The organism is Sinorhizobium kostiense, assembly GCF_017874595.1.
In the GTDB taxonomy this organism is placed as follows: Bacteria; Pseudomonadota; Alphaproteobacteria; order Rhizobiales; family Rhizobiaceae; genus Sinorhizobium; species Sinorhizobium kostiense.
The window spans coordinates 41,920-59,512 of record NZ_JAGILA010000012.1; the positions used below are offsets into that span (position 1 = coordinate 41,920).

Annotated in this window: 23 protein-coding genes; 1 reads left to right on the forward strand and 22 read right to left on the reverse strand. The window is 60.4% G+C overall.

What is annotated here, in order from left to right:
- Nucleotides 1-2 precede the first annotated feature (2 nt).
- The 21 genes from rplF to rpsL all read right to left on the reverse strand — a co-directional run bounded on the left by rplF (nt 3) and on the right by rpsL (nt 12,408).
- Nucleotides 3-536 carry a 50S ribosomal protein L6 gene (gene rplF, locus J2Z31_RS28330; RefSeq protein WP_209607001.1) on the reverse strand — a complete coding sequence of 178 codons (534 nt, stop codon included), beginning with the start codon at nt 534-536 and terminating at the stop codon, nt 3-5.
- Nucleotides 537-576: 40 nt separating this feature from the next.
- Nucleotides 577-975, reverse strand: coding sequence for a 30S ribosomal protein S8 (rpsH, locus tag J2Z31_RS28335; protein ID WP_066875648.1), 399 nt, complete (start codon nt 973-975; stop codon nt 577-579).
- A gap of 12 nt (nt 976-987) precedes the next feature.
- Nucleotides 988-1,293 (reverse strand): 30S ribosomal protein S14, encoded by a 306-nt coding sequence (rpsN, locus tag J2Z31_RS28340; RefSeq protein WP_071023178.1) that lies wholly within the window; start codon nt 1,291-1,293, stop codon nt 988-990.
- 34 nt (nt 1,294-1,327) lie between these two features.
- Complete coding sequence (rplE, locus tag J2Z31_RS28345) at nt 1,328-1,885, reverse strand: 50S ribosomal protein L5 (protein WP_209607003.1); 558 nt, start codon at nt 1,883-1,885, stop codon at nt 1,328-1,330.
- Nucleotides 1,878-2,189, reverse strand: coding sequence for a 50S ribosomal protein L24 (gene rplX, locus J2Z31_RS28350; protein WP_209607004.1), 312 nt, complete (start codon nt 2,187-2,189; stop codon nt 1,878-1,880). The genes rplE and rplX overlap by 8 nt, the downstream gene beginning before the upstream one ends.
- A 14-nt stretch (nt 2,190-2,203) precedes the next feature.
- Nucleotides 2,204-2,572, reverse strand: coding sequence for a 50S ribosomal protein L14 (rplN, locus tag J2Z31_RS28355; protein ID WP_034795548.1), 369 nt, complete (start codon nt 2,570-2,572; stop codon nt 2,204-2,206).
- Nucleotides 2,573-2,750: 178 nt separating this feature from the next.
- A complete protein-coding gene (rpsQ, locus tag J2Z31_RS28360) occupies nt 2,751-2,987 on the reverse strand; it encodes a 30S ribosomal protein S17 (protein ID WP_209607006.1) in 237 nt (78 codons plus the stop codon).
- Between the two features lie 12 nt (nt 2,988-2,999).
- Nucleotides 3,000-3,200, reverse strand: a complete 201-nt coding sequence (rpmC, locus tag J2Z31_RS28365; protein ID WP_003536529.1) for a 50S ribosomal protein L29 — start codon at nt 3,198-3,200, stop codon at nt 3,000-3,002.
- Between the two features lie 12 nt (nt 3,201-3,212).
- Complete coding sequence (gene rplP, locus J2Z31_RS28370) at nt 3,213-3,626, reverse strand: 50S ribosomal protein L16 (RefSeq protein ID WP_209607008.1); 414 nt, start codon at nt 3,624-3,626, stop codon at nt 3,213-3,215.
- 38 nt (nt 3,627-3,664) lie between these two features.
- A complete protein-coding gene (gene rpsC / locus J2Z31_RS28375) occupies nt 3,665-4,378 on the reverse strand; it encodes a 30S ribosomal protein S3 (RefSeq protein ID WP_209607010.1) in 714 nt (237 codons plus the stop codon).
- On the reverse strand, nt 4,378-4,767 hold the full coding sequence (gene rplV / locus J2Z31_RS28380; RefSeq protein WP_209607013.1) for a 50S ribosomal protein L22: 390 nt from the start codon (nt 4,765-4,767) through the stop codon (nt 4,378-4,380). Before rplV ends, rpsC begins: the two co-directional genes overlap by 1 nt.
- 2 nt (nt 4,768-4,769) lie before the next feature.
- Nucleotides 4,770-5,048, reverse strand: coding sequence for a 30S ribosomal protein S19 (rpsS, locus tag J2Z31_RS28385; RefSeq protein WP_002964358.1), 279 nt, complete (start codon nt 5,046-5,048; stop codon nt 4,770-4,772).
- A gap of 15 nt (nt 5,049-5,063) precedes the next feature.
- The gene (gene rplB / locus J2Z31_RS28390; RefSeq protein ID WP_209607016.1) at nt 5,064-5,900 is read right to left on the reverse strand and encodes a 50S ribosomal protein L2; all 837 of its coding nucleotides are present in this window, start codon (nt 5,898-5,900) and stop codon (nt 5,064-5,066) included.
- A gap of 43 nt (nt 5,901-5,943) precedes the next feature.
- Nucleotides 5,944-6,237, reverse strand: coding sequence for a 50S ribosomal protein L23 (locus tag J2Z31_RS28395; RefSeq protein WP_034859451.1), 294 nt, complete (start codon nt 6,235-6,237; stop codon nt 5,944-5,946).
- Nucleotides 6,234-6,854, reverse strand: coding sequence for a 50S ribosomal protein L4 (gene rplD / locus J2Z31_RS28400; RefSeq protein WP_209607018.1), 621 nt, complete (start codon nt 6,852-6,854; stop codon nt 6,234-6,236). The genes J2Z31_RS28395 and rplD overlap by 4 nt, the downstream gene beginning before the upstream one ends.
- Before the next feature lie 12 nt (nt 6,855-6,866).
- On the reverse strand, nt 6,867-7,553 hold the full coding sequence (gene rplC / locus J2Z31_RS28405) for a 50S ribosomal protein L3 (protein ID WP_209607020.1): 687 nt from the start codon (nt 7,551-7,553) through the stop codon (nt 6,867-6,869).
- Nucleotides 7,554-7,674: 121 nt separating this feature from the next.
- Nucleotides 7,675-7,983, reverse strand: a complete 309-nt coding sequence (gene rpsJ / locus J2Z31_RS28410; protein WP_003507767.1) for a 30S ribosomal protein S10 — start codon at nt 7,981-7,983, stop codon at nt 7,675-7,677.
- 149 nt (nt 7,984-8,132) lie between these two features.
- Nucleotides 8,133-9,308 (reverse strand): elongation factor Tu, encoded by a 1,176-nt coding sequence (gene tuf, locus J2Z31_RS28415; RefSeq protein ID WP_209607021.1) that lies wholly within the window; start codon nt 9,306-9,308, stop codon nt 8,133-8,135.
- A gap of 70 nt (nt 9,309-9,378) precedes the next feature.
- Nucleotides 9,379-11,478: an elongation factor G gene (gene fusA / locus J2Z31_RS28420; protein ID WP_209607022.1), complete on the reverse strand. Its 2,100-nt coding sequence runs from the start codon at nt 11,476-11,478 to the stop codon at nt 9,379-9,381.
- Between the two features lie 30 nt (nt 11,479-11,508).
- Entirely contained in the window at nt 11,509-11,979 is a 471-nt protein-coding gene (gene rpsG / locus J2Z31_RS28425; RefSeq protein WP_209607024.1) for a 30S ribosomal protein S7, read from the reverse strand.
- 57 nt (nt 11,980-12,036) lie between these two features.
- Nucleotides 12,037-12,408: a 30S ribosomal protein S12 gene (rpsL, locus tag J2Z31_RS28430; protein ID WP_003507760.1), complete on the reverse strand. Its 372-nt coding sequence runs from the start codon at nt 12,406-12,408 to the stop codon at nt 12,037-12,039.
- A 554-nt stretch (nt 12,409-12,962) separates the two neighbouring features.
- On the opposite strand from rpsL, the gene J2Z31_RS28435 reads away from it, so the two are divergent.
- Entirely contained in the window at nt 12,963-13,259 is a 297-nt protein-coding gene (locus tag J2Z31_RS28435; RefSeq protein ID WP_209607026.1) for a transcriptional regulator, read from the forward strand.
- Between the two features lie 105 nt (nt 13,260-13,364).
- On the opposite strand, the gene rpoC is transcribed toward J2Z31_RS28435, so the two are convergent.
- Entirely contained in the window at nt 13,365-17,570 is a 4,206-nt protein-coding gene (rpoC, locus tag J2Z31_RS28440) for a DNA-directed RNA polymerase subunit beta' (RefSeq protein ID WP_209607028.1), read from the reverse strand.
- Nucleotides 17,571-17,593 lie beyond the last annotated feature (23 nt).

Consider the following 17,593-nt stretch of genomic DNA (forward strand, 5'->3'; position numbering starts at 1 on the left):
CCTTACTTCTTCTTGCCTTCTTTGCGGACGATCCGCTCTTCGGCATACTTGACGCCCTTGCCCTTGTAGGGCTCGGGGCCGCGGTATTCGCGGATTTCCGCGGCTACCTGGCCGACCTGCTGCTTGCTGATTCCGGAGACGACGATTTCCGTCGGCTTCGGCACAGCGATCGTGATGCCTTCCGGCGTCTGGTAGATCACGTCGTGGCTAAAGCCGAGCGCCAGCTGCAGGTTCTTGCCCTGCATGGACGCGCGGTAACCGACGCCGTTGATTTCGAGCTTGCGTTCGTAGCCGTCCTTGACGCCCTTGAAGATGTTCTCGATCATCGTGCGGGACATGCCCCACTTCGAGCGAGCATCCTTGCTCTCATTGAGAGGCTGAACGACGACCGCGTTCTCTTCGAGCTTTACCGAAACTTCATCGTTCGCAATGAAGAACAGTTCGCCCTTAGGACCCTTCGCCGTTACCTTCTGGCCATCAACGCTTGCCGTGACGCCTGCCGGAACCTGAACGGGTTTCTTACCGATACGAGACATTGTTGTACCTGTCTGTTCGCTATGGAGATCCTGCCCGGCCTTAGAAGACCGAGCAAAGAACCTCGCCACCAACATTCTGTTCGCGTGCCTGGTGATCGGCCATCACGCCCTTCGGGGTCGAAAGGATGGTGATGCCGAGGCCGTTCGCGACCTGCGGAATGGACTTAACCGAGACATAGACCCGGCGGCCCGGCTTGGAGACGCGCGCGATCTCACGGATCACGGAAGCGCCTTCGTAGTATTTCAGTTCGATATTCAGCTCGGACTTGCCGTTGCCGAATTCGACTTCCGAATATCCGCGGATGTAACCTTCGGACTGAAGGACATCCAGGACGCGCGCACGGAGCTTGGAAGCCGGCGTCGAAACGCTCGACTTGCGGCGCGCAGCACCGTTGCGGATACGGGTGAGCATATCGCCCAAAGGATCAGTCATTGCCATGTGCCCGTCTCCTTACCAGCTCGACTTGACCACGCCCGGCACCTTGCCGAGATTGCCCAGTTCGCGAAGCGCGATACGCGACATGCGAAGCTTGCGATAGTAGGCGCGCGGACGGCCGGTGACTTCGCAACGGTTGCGGATGCGGGTCTTCGACCCATCGCGCGGCAGCTCTGCCAGCTTGAGGGTCGCCTTGAATCGCTCTTCGATCGGCAACGACTGGTTCATGATGATTGCCTTGAGAGCCGCGCGCTTGGAGGCGTGGCTGGCAACCAGTTTGCGGCGGCGCTTGTTCTTTTCAACTGCGCTCGTTTTCGCCATAACAGTTATCCTTCTTTACGCTTGTCGTTACGGATTACTGACGGAACGGGAAGTTGAACTCTGCGAGCAGAGCGCGTGCTTCGTCGTCGTTAGTAGCCGTCGTGCAAACGATGATGTCCATGCCCCACATCTGATCAACCTTGTCGTAGTTGATCTCAGGGAACACAATGTGCTCCTTGACGCCCATGGCGAAGTTGCCACGGCCATCGAAGGACTTCGGATTGAGGCCACGGAAGTCGCGAACGCGCGGCAGGGCGATGTTCACGAGACGATCGAGGAATTCATACATCCGAACGCCGCGCAGGGTAACCTTGGCACCAATCGGCATGCCTTCGCGAAGCTTGAAGCCAGCGATGGAGTTGCGTGCGCGGGTGATTACCGGCTTCTGGCCGGCAATCGCAGCGAGGTCGGCGGCAGCAACGGACGGCTTCTTGGAATCGCCGGTCGCTTCGCCAACACCCATGTTGATGACGATCTTTTCGAGGCGCGGGATCTGCATTTCGTTGGCGTAGGAGAACTTCTCCTGCATCGCCTGGCGGATGCGCTCGACATATTCTTTCTTGAGCCGCGGCTCATAAGCGGTCTTAGCCATCGATCACTTCTCCCGAACGCTTGGCCACGCGGACCTTCTTGTCACCCTCGACCTTGAAACCGACGCGGGTCGGCTTGCCGTCCTTGGGATCGGCGATCGCGATGTTCGAAAGGTGGATCGAGGCTTCCTTGGTAATGATGCCGGCTTCCTGGTTCTGGGTCTGGCGCTGGTGACGCTTCACCATGTTGACGCCACGGACGACAGCCCGGTCTTCCTTTGGCATGACCTGAACGACTTCGCCGGTGCGGCCCTTGTCCTTGCCGGTGAGCACGACGACCTTGTCGCCTTTGCGAATCTTCTGCATCTCTGTTCGCTCCCTTAGAGTACTTCCGGAGCCAGCGAGATGATCTTCATATGGTTCTTGGCGCGCAATTCGCGCGGAACCGGTCCGAAGATACGGGTGCCGATCGGCTCTTTCTTGTTGTCGATGAGAACGGCTGCGTTGGTGTCGAAACGGATGACGCTGCCATCCGGACGGCGGATGTCCTTCGCGGTGCGAACGACAACAGCCTTCATGACATCACCCTTCTTCACGCGGCCGCGCGGAATGGCTTCCTTGATCGAAACGACAATGATGTCGCCGACCGACGCATACTTGCGCTTGGAGCCGCCCAGCACCTTGATGCACATGACACGACGTGCGCCGGAATTATCCGCCACGTCGAGGTTTGTTTGCATCTGAATCATGTCAGGTCGCCTTCTTGTTTTTACCAGGCCGGTTGGGCCGAAACCCCCTTGCCCGGCTTATTTTGCTCATCTCAAAGCAAAAGAACGCTCGGACTCGAGCGTTCCTCGGCTTTAATTGCGTGCTTCATACAGATATTTGCCCGAGACGCAAGGGTCAGAAAGGCAAATCCTGCAGAAATCAAGCCTGGGCGGATACCACCGTCCAGCGCTTGTCCTTGGAAATCGGCGCGCATTCCTGGATGGAAACGACGTCACCGACCTTGTACTGATTGTTCTCGTCGTGAGCCTTGTACTTCTTGGAACGACGTACGGTCTTCTGGAGGATCGGGTGCGCAAAGCGGCGCTCGACTCTGACGACCACGGTCTTGTCGTTCTTGTCGCTGACGACGGTGCCCTGCAGAATGCGTTTCGGCATTATTTCTGGTCCTTAGGCCTTGGCTTCTGCCGCCTTCTGGCGGGCGATGGTTTTGATGCGTGCGATATCCTTGCGGACTTCGTTGATACGCGAAGACTTCTCGAGCTGGCCCGTCGCCTTCTGGAAGCGCAGGTTGAACTGCTCCTTCTTCAGCTTGGCAAGCTCTTCCTTGAGCTGGTCGGCGCTCAGAGCGCGAACATCTGCGGCTTTCATGAGCTTCACTCCTTACTCTGCGATACGCTGCACGAAGCGCGTCTTGACAGAGAGCTTGGCAGCGCCAAGACGAAGTGCCTCACGGGCGATCTCTTCGCTGACACCATCGATCTCGAACATCATACGGCCGGGCTTGACCTTGCATGCCCAGTATTCGACCGAACCCTTACCTTTACCCATGCGGACTTCCGTCGGCTTGGCGGTGACCGGGACATCCGGGAACACGCGGATCCAGACGCGACCGGCGCGCTTCATGTAGCGGGTGATCGCGCGGCGAGCCGCCTCGATCTCGCGCGCGTTGACGCGGTTCGGCTCCTGAGACTTCAGACCGAACTCGCCGAAGGCAAGCGTGGAACCGCCCTTGGCAACGCCCTTGATGCGCCCCTTGAACTGCTTGCGATACTTCGTACGCTTTGGCTGCAACATTTTTTTACTTCTCCGATATTGGCTGCCACTCGCGAATGTTACGCGTTTTCACGACGGCGGTCTCTGCTGCCAGAGCCCTGGGAGTCACTCTCGGTCGCGCGGCGCTCGGAAGCCATCGGATCATGCTCAAGGATTTCGCCCTTGAAGATCCAGACCTTGACGCCGCAGATGCCGAATGCGGTTTCAGCTTCAGCCGTGCCGTAGTCGATATCGGCGCGCAGCGTGTGCAGCGGAACGCGGCCTTCACGGTACCATTCGGTCCGGGCGATTTCGGCACCGCCGAGGCGGCCGGCGCAGGTGATCTTGATGCCTTCGGCGCCAAGACGCATCGCGGACTGAACGGCGCGCTTCATCGCGCGGCGGAAGGCCACGCGGCGCTCGAGCTGCTGAGCGATCGACTGGGCAACGAGCGTTGCGTCGACCTCCGGCTTGCGCACTTCGACGATGTTGAGGTGCGTTTCCGAGTTGGTCATTTCCGAGAGCTTCTTGCGCAGCTTCTCGATGTCGGCGCCCTTCTTGCCGATGATCAGACCCGGACGGGCCGAGTGGATCGTCACGCGGCACTTCTTGTGCGGGCGCTCGATCACGACCTTGGCGATGCCGGCAGACTTCAGCTCTTCCATCAGGTAGGCGCGGATCTTCAGGTCTTCATGCAGAAGCTGACCGTATTCCGCGTTATCCGCGAACCAACGGCTGTCCCAAGTCCGGTTGATGCCGAGACGGAAACCGATCGGATTGATTTTCTGGCCCATTATGCGGCCTCCCCTTTGGCTTCCACTTCACGAACAACGATCGTCAAGTGCGAGAACGGCTTTTCGATGCGCGATGCGCGGCCGCGGCCACGGGCGTGGAAGCGCTTCATCACGATCGACTTGCCAACAAAAGCTTCCGCGACGATGAGGGAATCAACGTCGAGGTCGTGGTTGTTCTCGGCGTTCGCGATCGCGGATTCAAGCGTCTTCTTGACCGTACCTGCGATGCGCTTGCGGGAGAACTCAAGTTCGGCCAGAGCGCGGTCGACCTTCTTGCCGCGGATCATCGCGGCAACGAGGTTGAGCTTCTGGGGGCTGACGCGGATCGTGCGCGCAATGGCCTGCGCCTCATTATCCTTCAGCCGGCGTTCGGCTTTTGCCTTGCCCATTGTTACTTCCTTTTCGCTTTCTTGTCCGCGCCGTGACCGTAATAGGTCCGGGTCGGAGCGAATTCACCGAACTTGTGACCGACCATTTCCTCGGACACCGAGACGGGAACATGCTTGTTGCCGTTGTAGACGCCGAAGGTCAGACCGACGAATTGCGGAAGGATCGTGGAGCGGCGGCTCCACATCTTGATCACTTCGTTGCGACCGCCTTCACGAACCTTCTCAGCCTTCTTGAGAAGATAGCCGTCAACAAACGGACCTTTCCAAACTGAACGAGCCACTTGAGACTTCCTCTCTTACTTCTTGCGCTGATGACGCGAGCGCATGATGAACTTGTCGGTCGACTTGTTGGAGCGCGTGCGCTTGCCCTTCGTCGGCTTGCCCCACGGGGTAACCGGGTGGCGGCCACCGGAGGTGCGCCCTTCACCACCACCGTGCGGGTGGTCGACCGGGTTCATGACGACGCCGCGTACGTGCGGGCGCTTGCCGCGCCAACGCGAACGGCCGGCCTTACCGTCATTGATGTTGCCGTGATCGGGGTTCGATACAGCACCGATCGACGCGAGGCAAGAGCCGTGCACGAGGCGCTGTTCGCCGGAATTCAGGCGAAGGATCGCCATGCCCTGGTCGCGGCCGACGAGCTGCGCATAGGTGCCGGCCGAGCGAGCGATCTGACCACCCTTGCCCGGCTTCATCTCAACGTTGTGGATGATCGAGCCGACCGGGATGTACTGCAGCGGCATCGCGTTGCCGGCCTTGACGTCGACCGCCTTGTCCGAGGCGATCACCTTGTCGCCGGCAGCCAGCCGCTGCGGCGCCAGGATATAGGCCTGTTCGCCATCGGCATAGCTGACGAGCGCGATGAACGCGGTGCGGTTCGGGTCGTATTCCAGACGCTCGACAGTGCCTTCGACGTCGAACTTGCGACGCTTGAAGTCGACCAGGCGATAGGCGCGCTTGTGACCGCCGCCCTGGAAGCGAACGGTGATGCGGCCCAGGTTGTTGCGACCGCCCTTGGAGGACAGGCCCTCGGTCAGCGCCTTGACCGGCTTGCCCTTGTAGAGGCCGGACCGGTCCACGATGACCAGTTGACGCTGGCTCGGCGTCGTCGGATTGAAACTTTTCAATGCCATTTTCTTGTTCCCTTTTGGGTTTTTACCCTACTGGGCCTATCCGTTAGAGACCGGTGGAAACGTCGATGGACTGACCCTCGGCGAGCGTTACGATCGCCTTCTTCACGTCCTTCTGCTTTCCGGCGAAGCCGCGGAAGCGCTTCAGCTTGCCCTTGCGGACGAGCGTGTTCACAGCGGTGACCTTCACGCCGAAAAGAGCTTCGACGGCAGCCTTGATCTCAGGCTTCGAAGCGCCCTTGGCGACGTTGAAGACGACCTGGTTCTGTTCGGAAACCAGCGTCGACTTTTCGGTGATCGAGGGAGACACGATCACGTCGTAGTGGCGAAGATCCGTCATTTGAACCGCTCCTCCAGAGCTTCCACGGCGGCCTTGGAAAGCACGAGCTTGCCACGGCGCAGAATGTCGTACACGTTGATGCCCTGAACCGGCAGAACGTCCACATTCGGGATGTTCTGGGCTGCGAGCTTGAAGTTGCTCTCGATCTCGGCGCCCCCGATGATCAGAGCATTGGTGAGGCCGAGCGAGGCGAATGCGCCGGCGAGCGTCTTCGTCTTTGCCTCGTTGGCGACGAGATCGTCGAGGACGATGATCTCTTCGGCCTTCAGCTTGGCCGACAGCGCGTGGCGCAGGCCGAGCGCGCGGATCTTCTTCGGCAGGTCATGCGCATGGCTGCGGACGACCGGACCATGTGCCTTGCCGCCGCCGCGGAACTGCGGAGCGCGAGCGGAATGGTGGCGAGCACGGCCCGTGCCCTTCTGCTTGTACATCTTGGCGCCGGTACGCGCGACTTCCGCGCGGCCCTTGGCCTTGTGCGTGCCTTGCTGGCGCTTGGCGAGCTGCCAGCGAATGACGCGGGCGATGATGTCTTCACGGGGCTCGAGACCGAAAATGGCGTCAGAAAGGGAAACCTTTCCCGCGTCCTTGCCCTCGAGGGTTTTGACGGTGAGATCCATTATCCGGCTCCCTTACTTCGATGCTTCGGCGCGCAGACCGGCCGGGCGCGGAGCGCCTTCCGGAGTGCCCGACTTGATTGCGTCGCGAACGACGATCCAGGAACCCTTGGAGCCAGGAACGGCGCCCTTGACCAGGATCAGCCCACGGTCTTCGTCGGTGGACACGACTTCGAGGTTCTGCGTGGTGACGCGGGTCTGGCCCATGTGACCAGCCATGCGCTTGCCCTTCCAGACGCGGCCCGGGTCCTGGTTGGAGCCGGTCGAACCATGCGAGCGGTGCGATACGGAAACGCCGTGCGTGGCGCGAAGGCCGCCGAAGTTGTGACGCTTGATCGCGCCGGCAAAGCCCTTACCAATCGTGGTGCCGGTGACATCCACCAGCTGGCCGGCAACGAAATGGCTCGCCGTCAGCTCGGCGCCGACTTCGATCATGTTGTCGGCGCTGACGCGGAACTCGACGAGCTTCGCCTTCGGCTCGACGCTCGCAGCGGCAAAGTGGCCGCGCAGAGCCTTCGTCGTATTCTTGACCTTCGAGCGGCCGGCACCCAGCTGAACTGCGGTGTAGCCGTTCTTATCTTCCGTGCGGTGGGCCACGACCTGGCAGTTCTCCAGCCGCAATACTGTTACCGGGATATGCTCGCCGGCGTCGTTGTAGACGCGGGTCATTCCCACTTTCTGTGCAATCACACCTGAACGCATCGGTTCACGCCTCTTGTTTAGGGTTCCCGTCCGGTGCCTGGTGCACCTTCCGGTTTCCTGTTCCTGGAAGCCGTTGGATAACTCCACGTACCTTCCTTGTTATTTCGGCTTGCGCCGGACCTTAGAGCTTGATCTCGACGTCGACGCCAGCGGCCAGATCCAGCTTCATCAGCGCATCAACCGTCTGCGGGGTCGGATCAACGATATCGAGAAGACGCTTGTGGGTGCGCATCTCGAACTGTTCGCGGCTCTTCTTGTCGACGTGTGGCGACCGGTTGACCGTGAATTTTTCAATCCGGGTCGGAAGCGGCACGGGCCCACGCACACTCGCACCGGTGCGCTTGGCCGTCGACACGATTTCGCGCGTGGAGGCATCGAGGATCCGGTGATCAAACGCCTTGAGGCGGATGCGGATATTCTGGCCGTTCATTCGACTTGTCCTTGCTCGTGTTTTCCGGTGTGCCTCGAAAGCACACGCTCAAAACTTCTGAAATTCGTTTCGCTTGAGCCGCTTCTTTTCAAAAATCGCAGGGACATGGGCGACCATGTCCCTGCCGAAACGGCCAAGCCGTTTTCCTGTTACTTGATGATCGAGGCGACGATGCCGGCGCCGACGGTGCGGCCGCCTTCGCGGATGGCGAAGCGCAGCTTTTCTTCCATCGCGATCGGCACGATCAGCTCGACGTCGACCGTCACGTTGTCGCCCGGCATCACCATTTCCGTGCCTTCCGGCAGCGTCACGATGCCCGTCACGTCCGTCGTGCGGAAGTAGAACTGCGGACGGTAGTTGGTGAAGAACGGCGTATGACGGCCACCTTCTTCCTTCGTCAGGATGTAGGCCTCGGCCTTGAACTTCGTGTGCGGCGTCACCGAACCCGGCTTGCACAGAATCTGGCCGCGCTCGACGCCGTTGCGGTCGACACCGCGCAGCAGCGCGCCGATGTTGTCGCCGGCCTGGCCCTGGTCGAGCAGCTTGCGGAACATTTCAACGCCGGTGCAGGTCGTCTTCGTCGTCGGACGGATGCCGACGATCTCGACTTCCTCACCAACCTTGATGATGCCGCGCTCGACGCGGCCGGTGACGACCGTGCCACGGCCGGAGATCGAGAACACGTCTTCGATCGGCATCAGGAACGGCAGGTCGACCGGACGCTCCGGCGTCGGGATGTAGGCGTCGACCGCTGCCATCAGCTCGCGGATCGCGTCTTCGCCGATCTTCTTGTCGGAATCTTCGAGAGCGGCGAGCGCCGAGCCCTTGATGATCGGAATGTCGTCGCCCGGGAATTCGTAGGACGACAGCAGCTCGCGCACTTCGAGCTCGACGAGCTCGAGCAGCTCGGCGTCGTCGACCTGGTCGACCTTGTTCAGGAACACGACGATCGCCGGAACGCCGACCTGGCGGGCGAGCAGGATGTGCTCGCGGGTCTGCGGCATCGGGCCGTCGGCGGCCGAAACGACGAGAATCGCGCCGTCCATCTGCGCCGCACCGGTGATCATGTTCTTGACGTAGTCGGCGTGGCCGGGGCAGTCGACGTGCGCATAGTGACGGTTCGGCGTCTCGTATTCGACGTGCGCCGTCGAGATCGTGATGCCGCGGGCCTTCTCTTCCGGCGCGGCGTCGATCTGGTCATATGCCTTGAACTCGCCGAAATATTTCGTGATCGCTGCAGTCAGCGACGTCTTGCCATGGTCAACGTGGCCAATCGTGCCGATGTTGACGTGCGGCTTGGTGCGCTCAAATTTGCTCTTTGCCATTTCCGGCTCTCCGTTTCCTGTTCCCTATCGGGGAAAACTTTTCATTCTGTTTCAGCGCGAGCTATTCCGGTCACTTCTGACCGGAATACTTCGCCTGGATTTCCTGCGCGACGTTCGACGGAACCGGCGCGTAGTGATCGAACAGCATCGTGTACTGAGCGCGACCCTGCGACATGGAGCGCAGATTGTCGACGTACTTGAACATGTTCGCGAGCGGCACGTGGGCATTGATCACCACAGCGACGCCGCGCGATTCCTGACCCTGGATCTGGCCACGACGAGAGTTCAAGTCACCGATCACGTCACCGACGTAATCTTCCGGCGTCACGACCTCGACCTTCATGATCGGCTCGAGGAGCTGAGCACCGGCCTTTTTGGCTGCTTCACGGAAGCAGGCGCGCGAAGCGATTTCGAACGCCAGAACGGACGAGTCGACATCGTGGAACGCGCCGTCGATGAGCGTCGCCTTGACGCCGAGCATCGGGAATCCCGCGAGCGGACCGGAAGACAGAACGCTTTCGATGCCCTTCTGAACGCCCGGGATGTATTCCTTCGGAACCGCACCGCCAACAATCTTGGATTCGAAGACGAAATCTTCGCCTTCCGGGTTCGGTTCGAAGACGATCTTGACGCGCGCGAACTGACCGGTACCACCGGACTGCTTCTTGTGCGTGTAGTCTTCTTCGTGCTGACGCGTGATTGTCTCACGGTAGGCAACCTGCGGAGCGCCGACGGATGCCTCGACCTTGAATTCGCGACGCATGCGGTCGACGATGATGTCGAGGTGGAGTTCACCCATCCCCGCAATGATCGTCTGGCCGGATTCCTCGTCGGTCTTGACGCGGAAGGACGGGTCTTCTGCAGCCAGGCGGTTGAGCGCAAGGCCCATCTTTTCCTGGTCGCCCTTGGTCTTCGGCTCGATCGCGATCTGGATGACCGGCTCCGGGAATTCCATGCGCTCGAGGATAACCGGCTTCAGCGGATCGCAGAGCGTATCGCCGGTCGTGGTTTCCTTCAGACCAGCGAGAGCAACGATGTCGCCGGCAAAGGCTTCTTCGATGTCTTCGCGCGAGTTCGAGTGCATCTGCAGCATGCGGCCGACGCGCTCGCGCTTTTCCTTGACCGTGTTCATCACCGACGTGCCCTTTTCGAGCTTGCCGGAATAAATGCGAGCGAAGGTCAGCGAACCGACGAAGGGGTCGTTCATGATCTTGAACGCCAGCATCGAGAGCGGCTCGTTGTCGTCAGCCTTACGGGTGATTTCACCTTCGGTCTTGACGTCGATGCCCTTGATCGCCGGAATGTCGACGGGCGACGGCAGGTAGTCGACGACGGCGTCGAGCAGCGGCTGAACGCCCTTGTTCTTGAAGGCGGTGCCGCAGAACATCGGGTGGAACTTCACGTCGATCGTGCCGCGACGAACCAGTTCACGGATCTTGTCGTTGTCCGGATAGGTACCTTCGAGATAGGCTTCCATTGCCGCTTCATCGATCTCGACAACCGTCTCGATCAGCTTCTCGCGGTATTCTTCAGCCTTTTCCTTCATGTCGGCCGGAATTTCGACGACATCCCACTGGGCGCCGAGCGATTCGTCGCGCCAGACAAGAGCATTCATCTCGATCAGGTCGACAACGCCCTTGAACTCGCTTTCAGCGCCGATCGGCAATTGCATGACGACAGCGGTCGCGCCCAGACGGGACTTGATCATCTCGACGGAGCGGTAGAAGTCCGCACCGGTCTTGTCCATCTTGTTGCAGAAAATCATGCGCGGGACATGATACTTCTCTGCCTGACGCCAGACGGTCTCGGTCTGCGGCTCGACGCCGGCGTTGGCATCGAGGAGCGCGATGGCGCCGTCGAGAACGCGCAACGAACGCTCGACTTCGATGGTGAAGTCCACGTGGCCGGGGGTGTCGATGATGTTGAAGCGACGCATCTTGCCGTCACGACCCTTCCAGAAGGTCGTGGTCGCGGCCGACGTGATGGTGATGCCGCGCTCCTGCTCCTGCTCCATCCAGTCCATGGTCGCGGCGCCGTCATGGACTTCGCCGATCTTGTGGGACTTACCGGTGTAGTACAGGATGCGCTCGGTCGTCGTCGTCTTGCCGGCGTCGATATGCGCCATGATACCGAAATTTCGGTAGTCTTCGATTTTATATTCGCGAGCCATGGGTGACTGCCTTTCGAGACGTAATTCGTATTACCAGCGGTAGTGCGAGAACGCGCGGTTGGCATCAGCCATCTTGTGCGTGTCTTCGCGCTTCTTCACAGCACTGCCGCGGTTGTTCGCCGCATCCATGAGTTCTCCGCAAAGGCGATCGACCATGGTCGTTTCGTTGCGCTTGCGCGCAGCGGCGATCAGCCAGCGGATAGCGAGAGCCTGACGACGCTCCGGACGGACGTCGACCGGAACCTGGTAAGTAGCACCACCGACGCGACGCGAACGCACTTCGACGTGCGGAGCAATGTTATCAAGCGCAGAATGGAAAACGGAGATCGGCTCCTGCTTCAGCTTTGCCTGCACTGCATCGAAGGCACCATAGACGATGCTCTCTGCAACGGACTTCTTGCCGTCCAGCATGATTGCGTTCATGAATTTGGTGACGACCAGATCACCGAACTTCGGATCCGGGTTGATCTCACGCTTTTCTGCTCTGTGACGTCGGGACATACTTCTCGTCTCTCAACTTTATATCTTCTGACCAGCGAAATGGCGCCGGTTGCGATGTTATTTCGGACGCTTCGCGCCGTACTTGGAACGACGCTGCTTGCGGTTCTTCACACCCTGCGTATCGAGAACGCCACGGATGATGTGGTAACGAACACCCGGAAGGTCCTTCACGCGGCCGCCGCGGATCATGACCACGGAGTGCTCCTGAAGGTTGTGGCCTTCACCGGGAATGTAGCCGATCACCTCAAAGCCGTTCGTCAGGCGGATCTTTGCAACCTTACGCAGAGCCGAGTTCGGCTTCTTCGGGGTCGTCGTGTAGACGCGAGTGCAAACGCCACGCTTCTGCGGGTTTTCCTGCAGGGCAGGAACCTTGTTGCGCTTTACCTGTGCCTGACGGGGCTTGCGGATCAGCTGGTTTACGGTAGGCATGTAACCATCCCTTGCAAAAACTTGTCACGTTACCCTTTCGGGCGGATCGTTGCCGTCGCCGGCGGTGTCGAACGCCTATGAGATGCGCAAAACGAGGGCCGATCCGCCGGTTGCGGATGGCCCCATCAAAAGCAGAGGACGCGCTATCTTGCGCGTCTTGCGTGCAGCATTGTGTCTTCAGCGTGCGTTTTGAACCTTGTTTGAGGCGAACTCCAGAACGCGCCGTTCCGAACCAGCCAGCCTCACATGGGCTCTGATGCGGCGGGGTGTAATGTTTTCAGGCCGATCCGTCAAGGGCAATTAACAAATAATCTCGGCGTTGCAGCCCTGATATGCCTGAAAAACAAGGCTTTGCGCCGAGACAGCAGCCGCAACCGCGGCATTGGGCGGCGAGACTCCCGCTTTCCGGCAAAAATTTAAGGAATCGGCAACTTCGCTGCGAAGTTCCGTCCCGCACCGAGTCGGCCCGTGCCGTGGGTGGAGACCGGCGTTATTTCCTTACCATGGCGATCCAAACCGGGCTAAGGTGAAATCACTTCAGGAAGGAACCTCTTATGACGATCACACCCGACAACGACAATCTGCCCGAAGAGCCGCTGGTCTTCATCATTATCGGCAAGGCCTACGAAGCCAACGGAGACGACGAGGGTGTCGAGATCCACGTGATGCTGCGAGCGCCGGATGACGACACGGCCGTGCGGGAAGCGCTGAACGCGCTCGCCGAGGAAGGCTTCCTCCAGGCGGATCTCGATCAGATCGGCACCTTGACCGACATACCCGACGAGGAGCCGCACGCTTCGGCATATCAGGGAGCCCTTGAAGGCGAGGTCGCGATCATTCGCTTCAGTTGATGATAAGCCGCCGCCCGACTGACAGAAGATAAAGACAAAGAGGCCGCCCGGCGCAAACCGGGCGGCCTCTGAAATTCTCGAAAGGGCGGTGGCCGCCCTTCCCTATCACTCCGCTGCGGCGTTCTCGTTCGCCATGTCGGCGAGCATCGGGGTAGCGGCCTCCGCGCCGGTGCCCTTGCGACGCTCTTCGAGGATGAGCTCGTCGCGCGCCGTCGCGATGCGGCGGATCTGCGTCATCGTACCGCCGGTACCGGCCGGGATCAGGCGGCCGACGATGACGTTCTCCTTGAGCCCCTGCAGGCCATCCGTCTTGCCGGCGACCGCGGCTTCGGTCAGGACCTTGGTGGTTTCCTGGAACGAAGCGGCCGAGATGAAGGACGGCGTCTGCAGCGATGCCTTGGTGATGCCGAGCAGGACCGGCTCGCCGAAGGCGGGCTTCTTGCCTTCCTCGATCAGCGCATCATTGACGTCCTCGAGCTCGATGCGGTCGACATTGTCGCCGACGATGTAGGTCGAGTCACCGGCATCGGTAATTTCAACCTTCTGCAGCATCTGCCGGACGATGACCTCGATGTGCTTGTCATTGATGACAACGCCCTGGAGGCGATAGACTTCTTGGATCTCGTTGACGAGGTAGGAAGCAAGCGCTTCCACGCCCTTGATCGCCAGGATGTCGTGCGGCGCCGGATTGCCGTCGAGGATGTAGTCGCCCTTTTCGATGTAGTCACCGTCCTGAAGATGGAAGGGCTTGCCCTTCGGGATCAGGTATTCGACCGGTTCGACGCCGTCTTCGGCCGGCTCGATCAGCACGCGACGCTTGTTCTTGTAGTCGCGGCCGAAACGGACTGTACCGTCGATCTCGGCGATGATGGCGTGATCCTTCGGACGACGCGCCTCGAAGAGTTCGGCAACGCGCGGCAGACCACCGGTGATGTCCTTGGTCTTGGCGCTCTCCAGCGGCGAGCGGGCAAGAACGTCACCCTGGCTGACCTTCTGCCCCGGCTCGACGGACAGGATCGCGTCGACCGAGAGCATGAAGCGGGCCTCGCCGCCGCGGGCAAGCTTGGCAATGTTGCCGTTCTTGTCCTTGACGACGATTGCCGGCTTCAGGTCCGTACCGCGCGGCGTCGAGCGCCAGTCGATGACCTGGCGCTTGGTGATGCCGGTCGACTCGTCGGTCGATTCGAGAACCGAGATGCCGTCGACCACGTCTTCGAAGTGAACGGTGCCTTCCACTTCCGTCATCATCGGACGAGTGTAGGGGTCCCACTCGGCGAGGCGCTGGCCGCGCTTCACCTTGTCGCCATCGTCGACGAAGATCTTCGAACCGTAGGCGACGCGCTGCGAGGACCGCTCGACGCCGCGCTCGTCCAGGATCTGGATCGCCATGTTGCGGCCCATGGCGACGAGTACGCCATCGGAATTGCGCAACATGTTGCGGTTCTTGATCTGAACCGTGCCCTCATAGGAGGCTTCCAGGAACGACTGGTCGACCACGGTCGCCGTACCGCCCAGGTGGAAGGTACGCATGGTGAGCTGCGTGCCCGGCTCGCCGATCGACTGCGCCGCGATGACGCCGACGGCCTCGCCCATATTGACCGGCGTACCGCGCGCCAAGTCGCGGCCGTAGCAGACGCCGCAGACACCGGTCTGGATTTCGCAGGTCAACGCCGAGCGAATACGGACGGACTGGATGCCGGCCTTCTCGATCTCGACGACATCGGCTTCCAAGATCATCTTGCCGGCATCGACGATGCGCTCGCCGGTGACCGGGTTGTCGATGTTGTCGAGCGCCGTGCGGCCAAGGATGCGTTGGCCGAGCGACGCCACGACCTGACCGGCATCGACGATCGCCGTCATCGTCAGGCCCTTGTCGGTACCGCAATCCGTGTGGGTGACGATGCAGTCCTGCGCCACGTCGACGAGGCGACGCGTGAGGTAACCGGAGTTCGCCGTCTTCAAGGCGGTGTCCGCCAGCCCCTTACGGGCGCCGTGGGTCGAGTTGAAGTACTCGTTCACGGTCAGGCCTTCCTTGAAGTTCGAGATGATCGGCGTTTCGATGATCTCACCCGACGGCTTGGCCATCAGGCCGCGCATGCCGCCGAGCTGGCGCATCTGGTTCGGAGAACCGCGGGCACCCGAGTGCGACATCATGTAAATCGAGTTCATCGGCTTCTGGCGGCCGTTCTCGTCGAACTCGACCGCCTTGATGCGCGCCATCATCTCTTCGGCGACCTTCTCGGTCGCCTTGCCCCAGGCGTCGACGACCTTGTTGTACTTCTCGCCCTGCGTGATGAGACCGTCATTGTACTGCTGCTCGTATTCCTTCACGAGCGCTTCGGTGTCGCCAACAATCTTTACCTTGGTGTCCGGGATCACCATGTCGTCCTTGCCGAACGAAATACCGGCGCGGCAGGCATGCGAGAAGCCGAGCTGCATGATCCGGTCGCAGAAGATCACCGTGTCCTTCTGACCGCAATGGCGGTAGACCGTGTCGATCATCTTGGAGATGTTTTTCTTGGTCATCTCCTGATTGCAGATGTCGAACGGAATGCTCGGATTCTTCGGCAGCAGCTCGCCGATGATCATGCGGCCGGGTGTCGTTTCATAGATCTTCGAAACCGGGTTGCCCTCGGCATCGACGCTCTTGTAGCGACCACGGATCTTGGCATGCAGGGTGACGGCCTTGGTTTCCAATGCATGGTGCAGTTCGCCCATGTCGGAGAAAGCCATGCCTTCGCCCGGCTCGTTCTGGTTCATGATCGAGAGGTAATAGAGGCCGAGAACCATGTCCTGCGACGGAACGATGATCGGCGCCCCGTTTGCCGGATGCAGGATGTTGTTCGTCGACATCATCAGCACGCGCGCCTCAAGCTGCGCTTCGAGCGACAGCGGCACGTGAACGGCCATCTGGTCGCCGTCGAAGTCGGCATTGAAGGCGGTGCAGACGAGCGGATGCAACTGGATCGCCTTGCCTTCGACCAGGATCGGCTCGAAGGCCTGGATACCCAGGCGGTGCAGCGTCGGCGCGCGGTTCAGCAGGACCGGATGCTCGCGGATGACCTCGTCGAGGATATCCCAGACTTCCGGCTTTTCCTTCTCGACCAGCTTCTTCGCCTGCTTGACGGTCGAAGAGTAACCCTTGGCGTCAAGGCGCGCATAGATGAACGGCTTGAAGAGCTCGAGCGCCATCTTTTTCGGCAGGCCGCACTGGTGCAGCTTCAACTCCGGACCGGTCACGATGACCGAGCGGCCGGAATAATCGACGCGCTTGCCGAGCAGGTTCTGGCGGAAGCGGCCCTGCTTGCCCTTGAGCATATCCGACAGCGACTTCAGCGGGCGCTTGTTGGCGCCGGTGATGACCCGGCCGCGGCGCCCGTTGTCGAACAGGGCGTCGACGGACTCCTGCAGCATGCGCTTTTCGTTGCGGATGATGATGCCCGGTGCGCGAAGCTCGATCAGCCGCTTCAGACGATTGTTGCGGTTGATGACGCGGCGATAGAGATCGTTCAGGTCCGACGTCGCGAAACGACCGCCATCGAGCGGGACCAGCGGGCGCAAGTCCGGCGGAATCACCGGGATGACCTTCATGATCATCCATTCCGGCCGGTTGCCGGAGTCCATGAAGTTCTCGACGATCTTCAGCCGCTTCATCAGCTTCTTCTGCTTAAGATCGGACGTCGTCTCGGCCATTTCGGAGCGCAGGTCGCCCGCAATCTTTTCGAGATTCATCGACGCGAGCATCTCATAGATCGCCTCGGCGCCGATCATCGCGGTGAACTGGTCTTCACCGAACTCGTCGACGGCGAGCATGTACTCTTCTTCCGTCAGGAGCTGGTTTTCCTTCAGCGACGTCAGGCCCGGCTCGGTGACGATGTAGTTTTCGAAATAGAGGACGCGCTCGATATCCTTCAGCGTCATGTCAAGCAGCGTGGCAATGCGGCTCGGCAGCGACTTCAGGAACCAGATGTGGGCAACGGGTGCAGCGAGCTCGATATGGCCCATGCGCTCGCGGCGAACGCGCGACAGAGTCACTTCGACGCCGCACTTTTCGCAGATGATGCCCTTGTACTTCATGCGCTTGTACTTGCCGCACAAGCACTCGTAGTCCTTGATCGGCCCGAAGATGCGGGCGCAGAACAGACCGTCGCGCTCCGGCTTGAAGGTCCGGTAGTTGATCGTCTCCGGCTTCTTGATCTCACCGTAAGACCAGGAAAGAATCTTCTCCGGAGACGCGATCGAAATCCGGATGGAATCGAAGGTCTGCGCAGGCACCTGCGGATTGAAAAGATTCATGACCTCTTGGTTCATGCCTGTCTCCTTTGCGGGCGTTA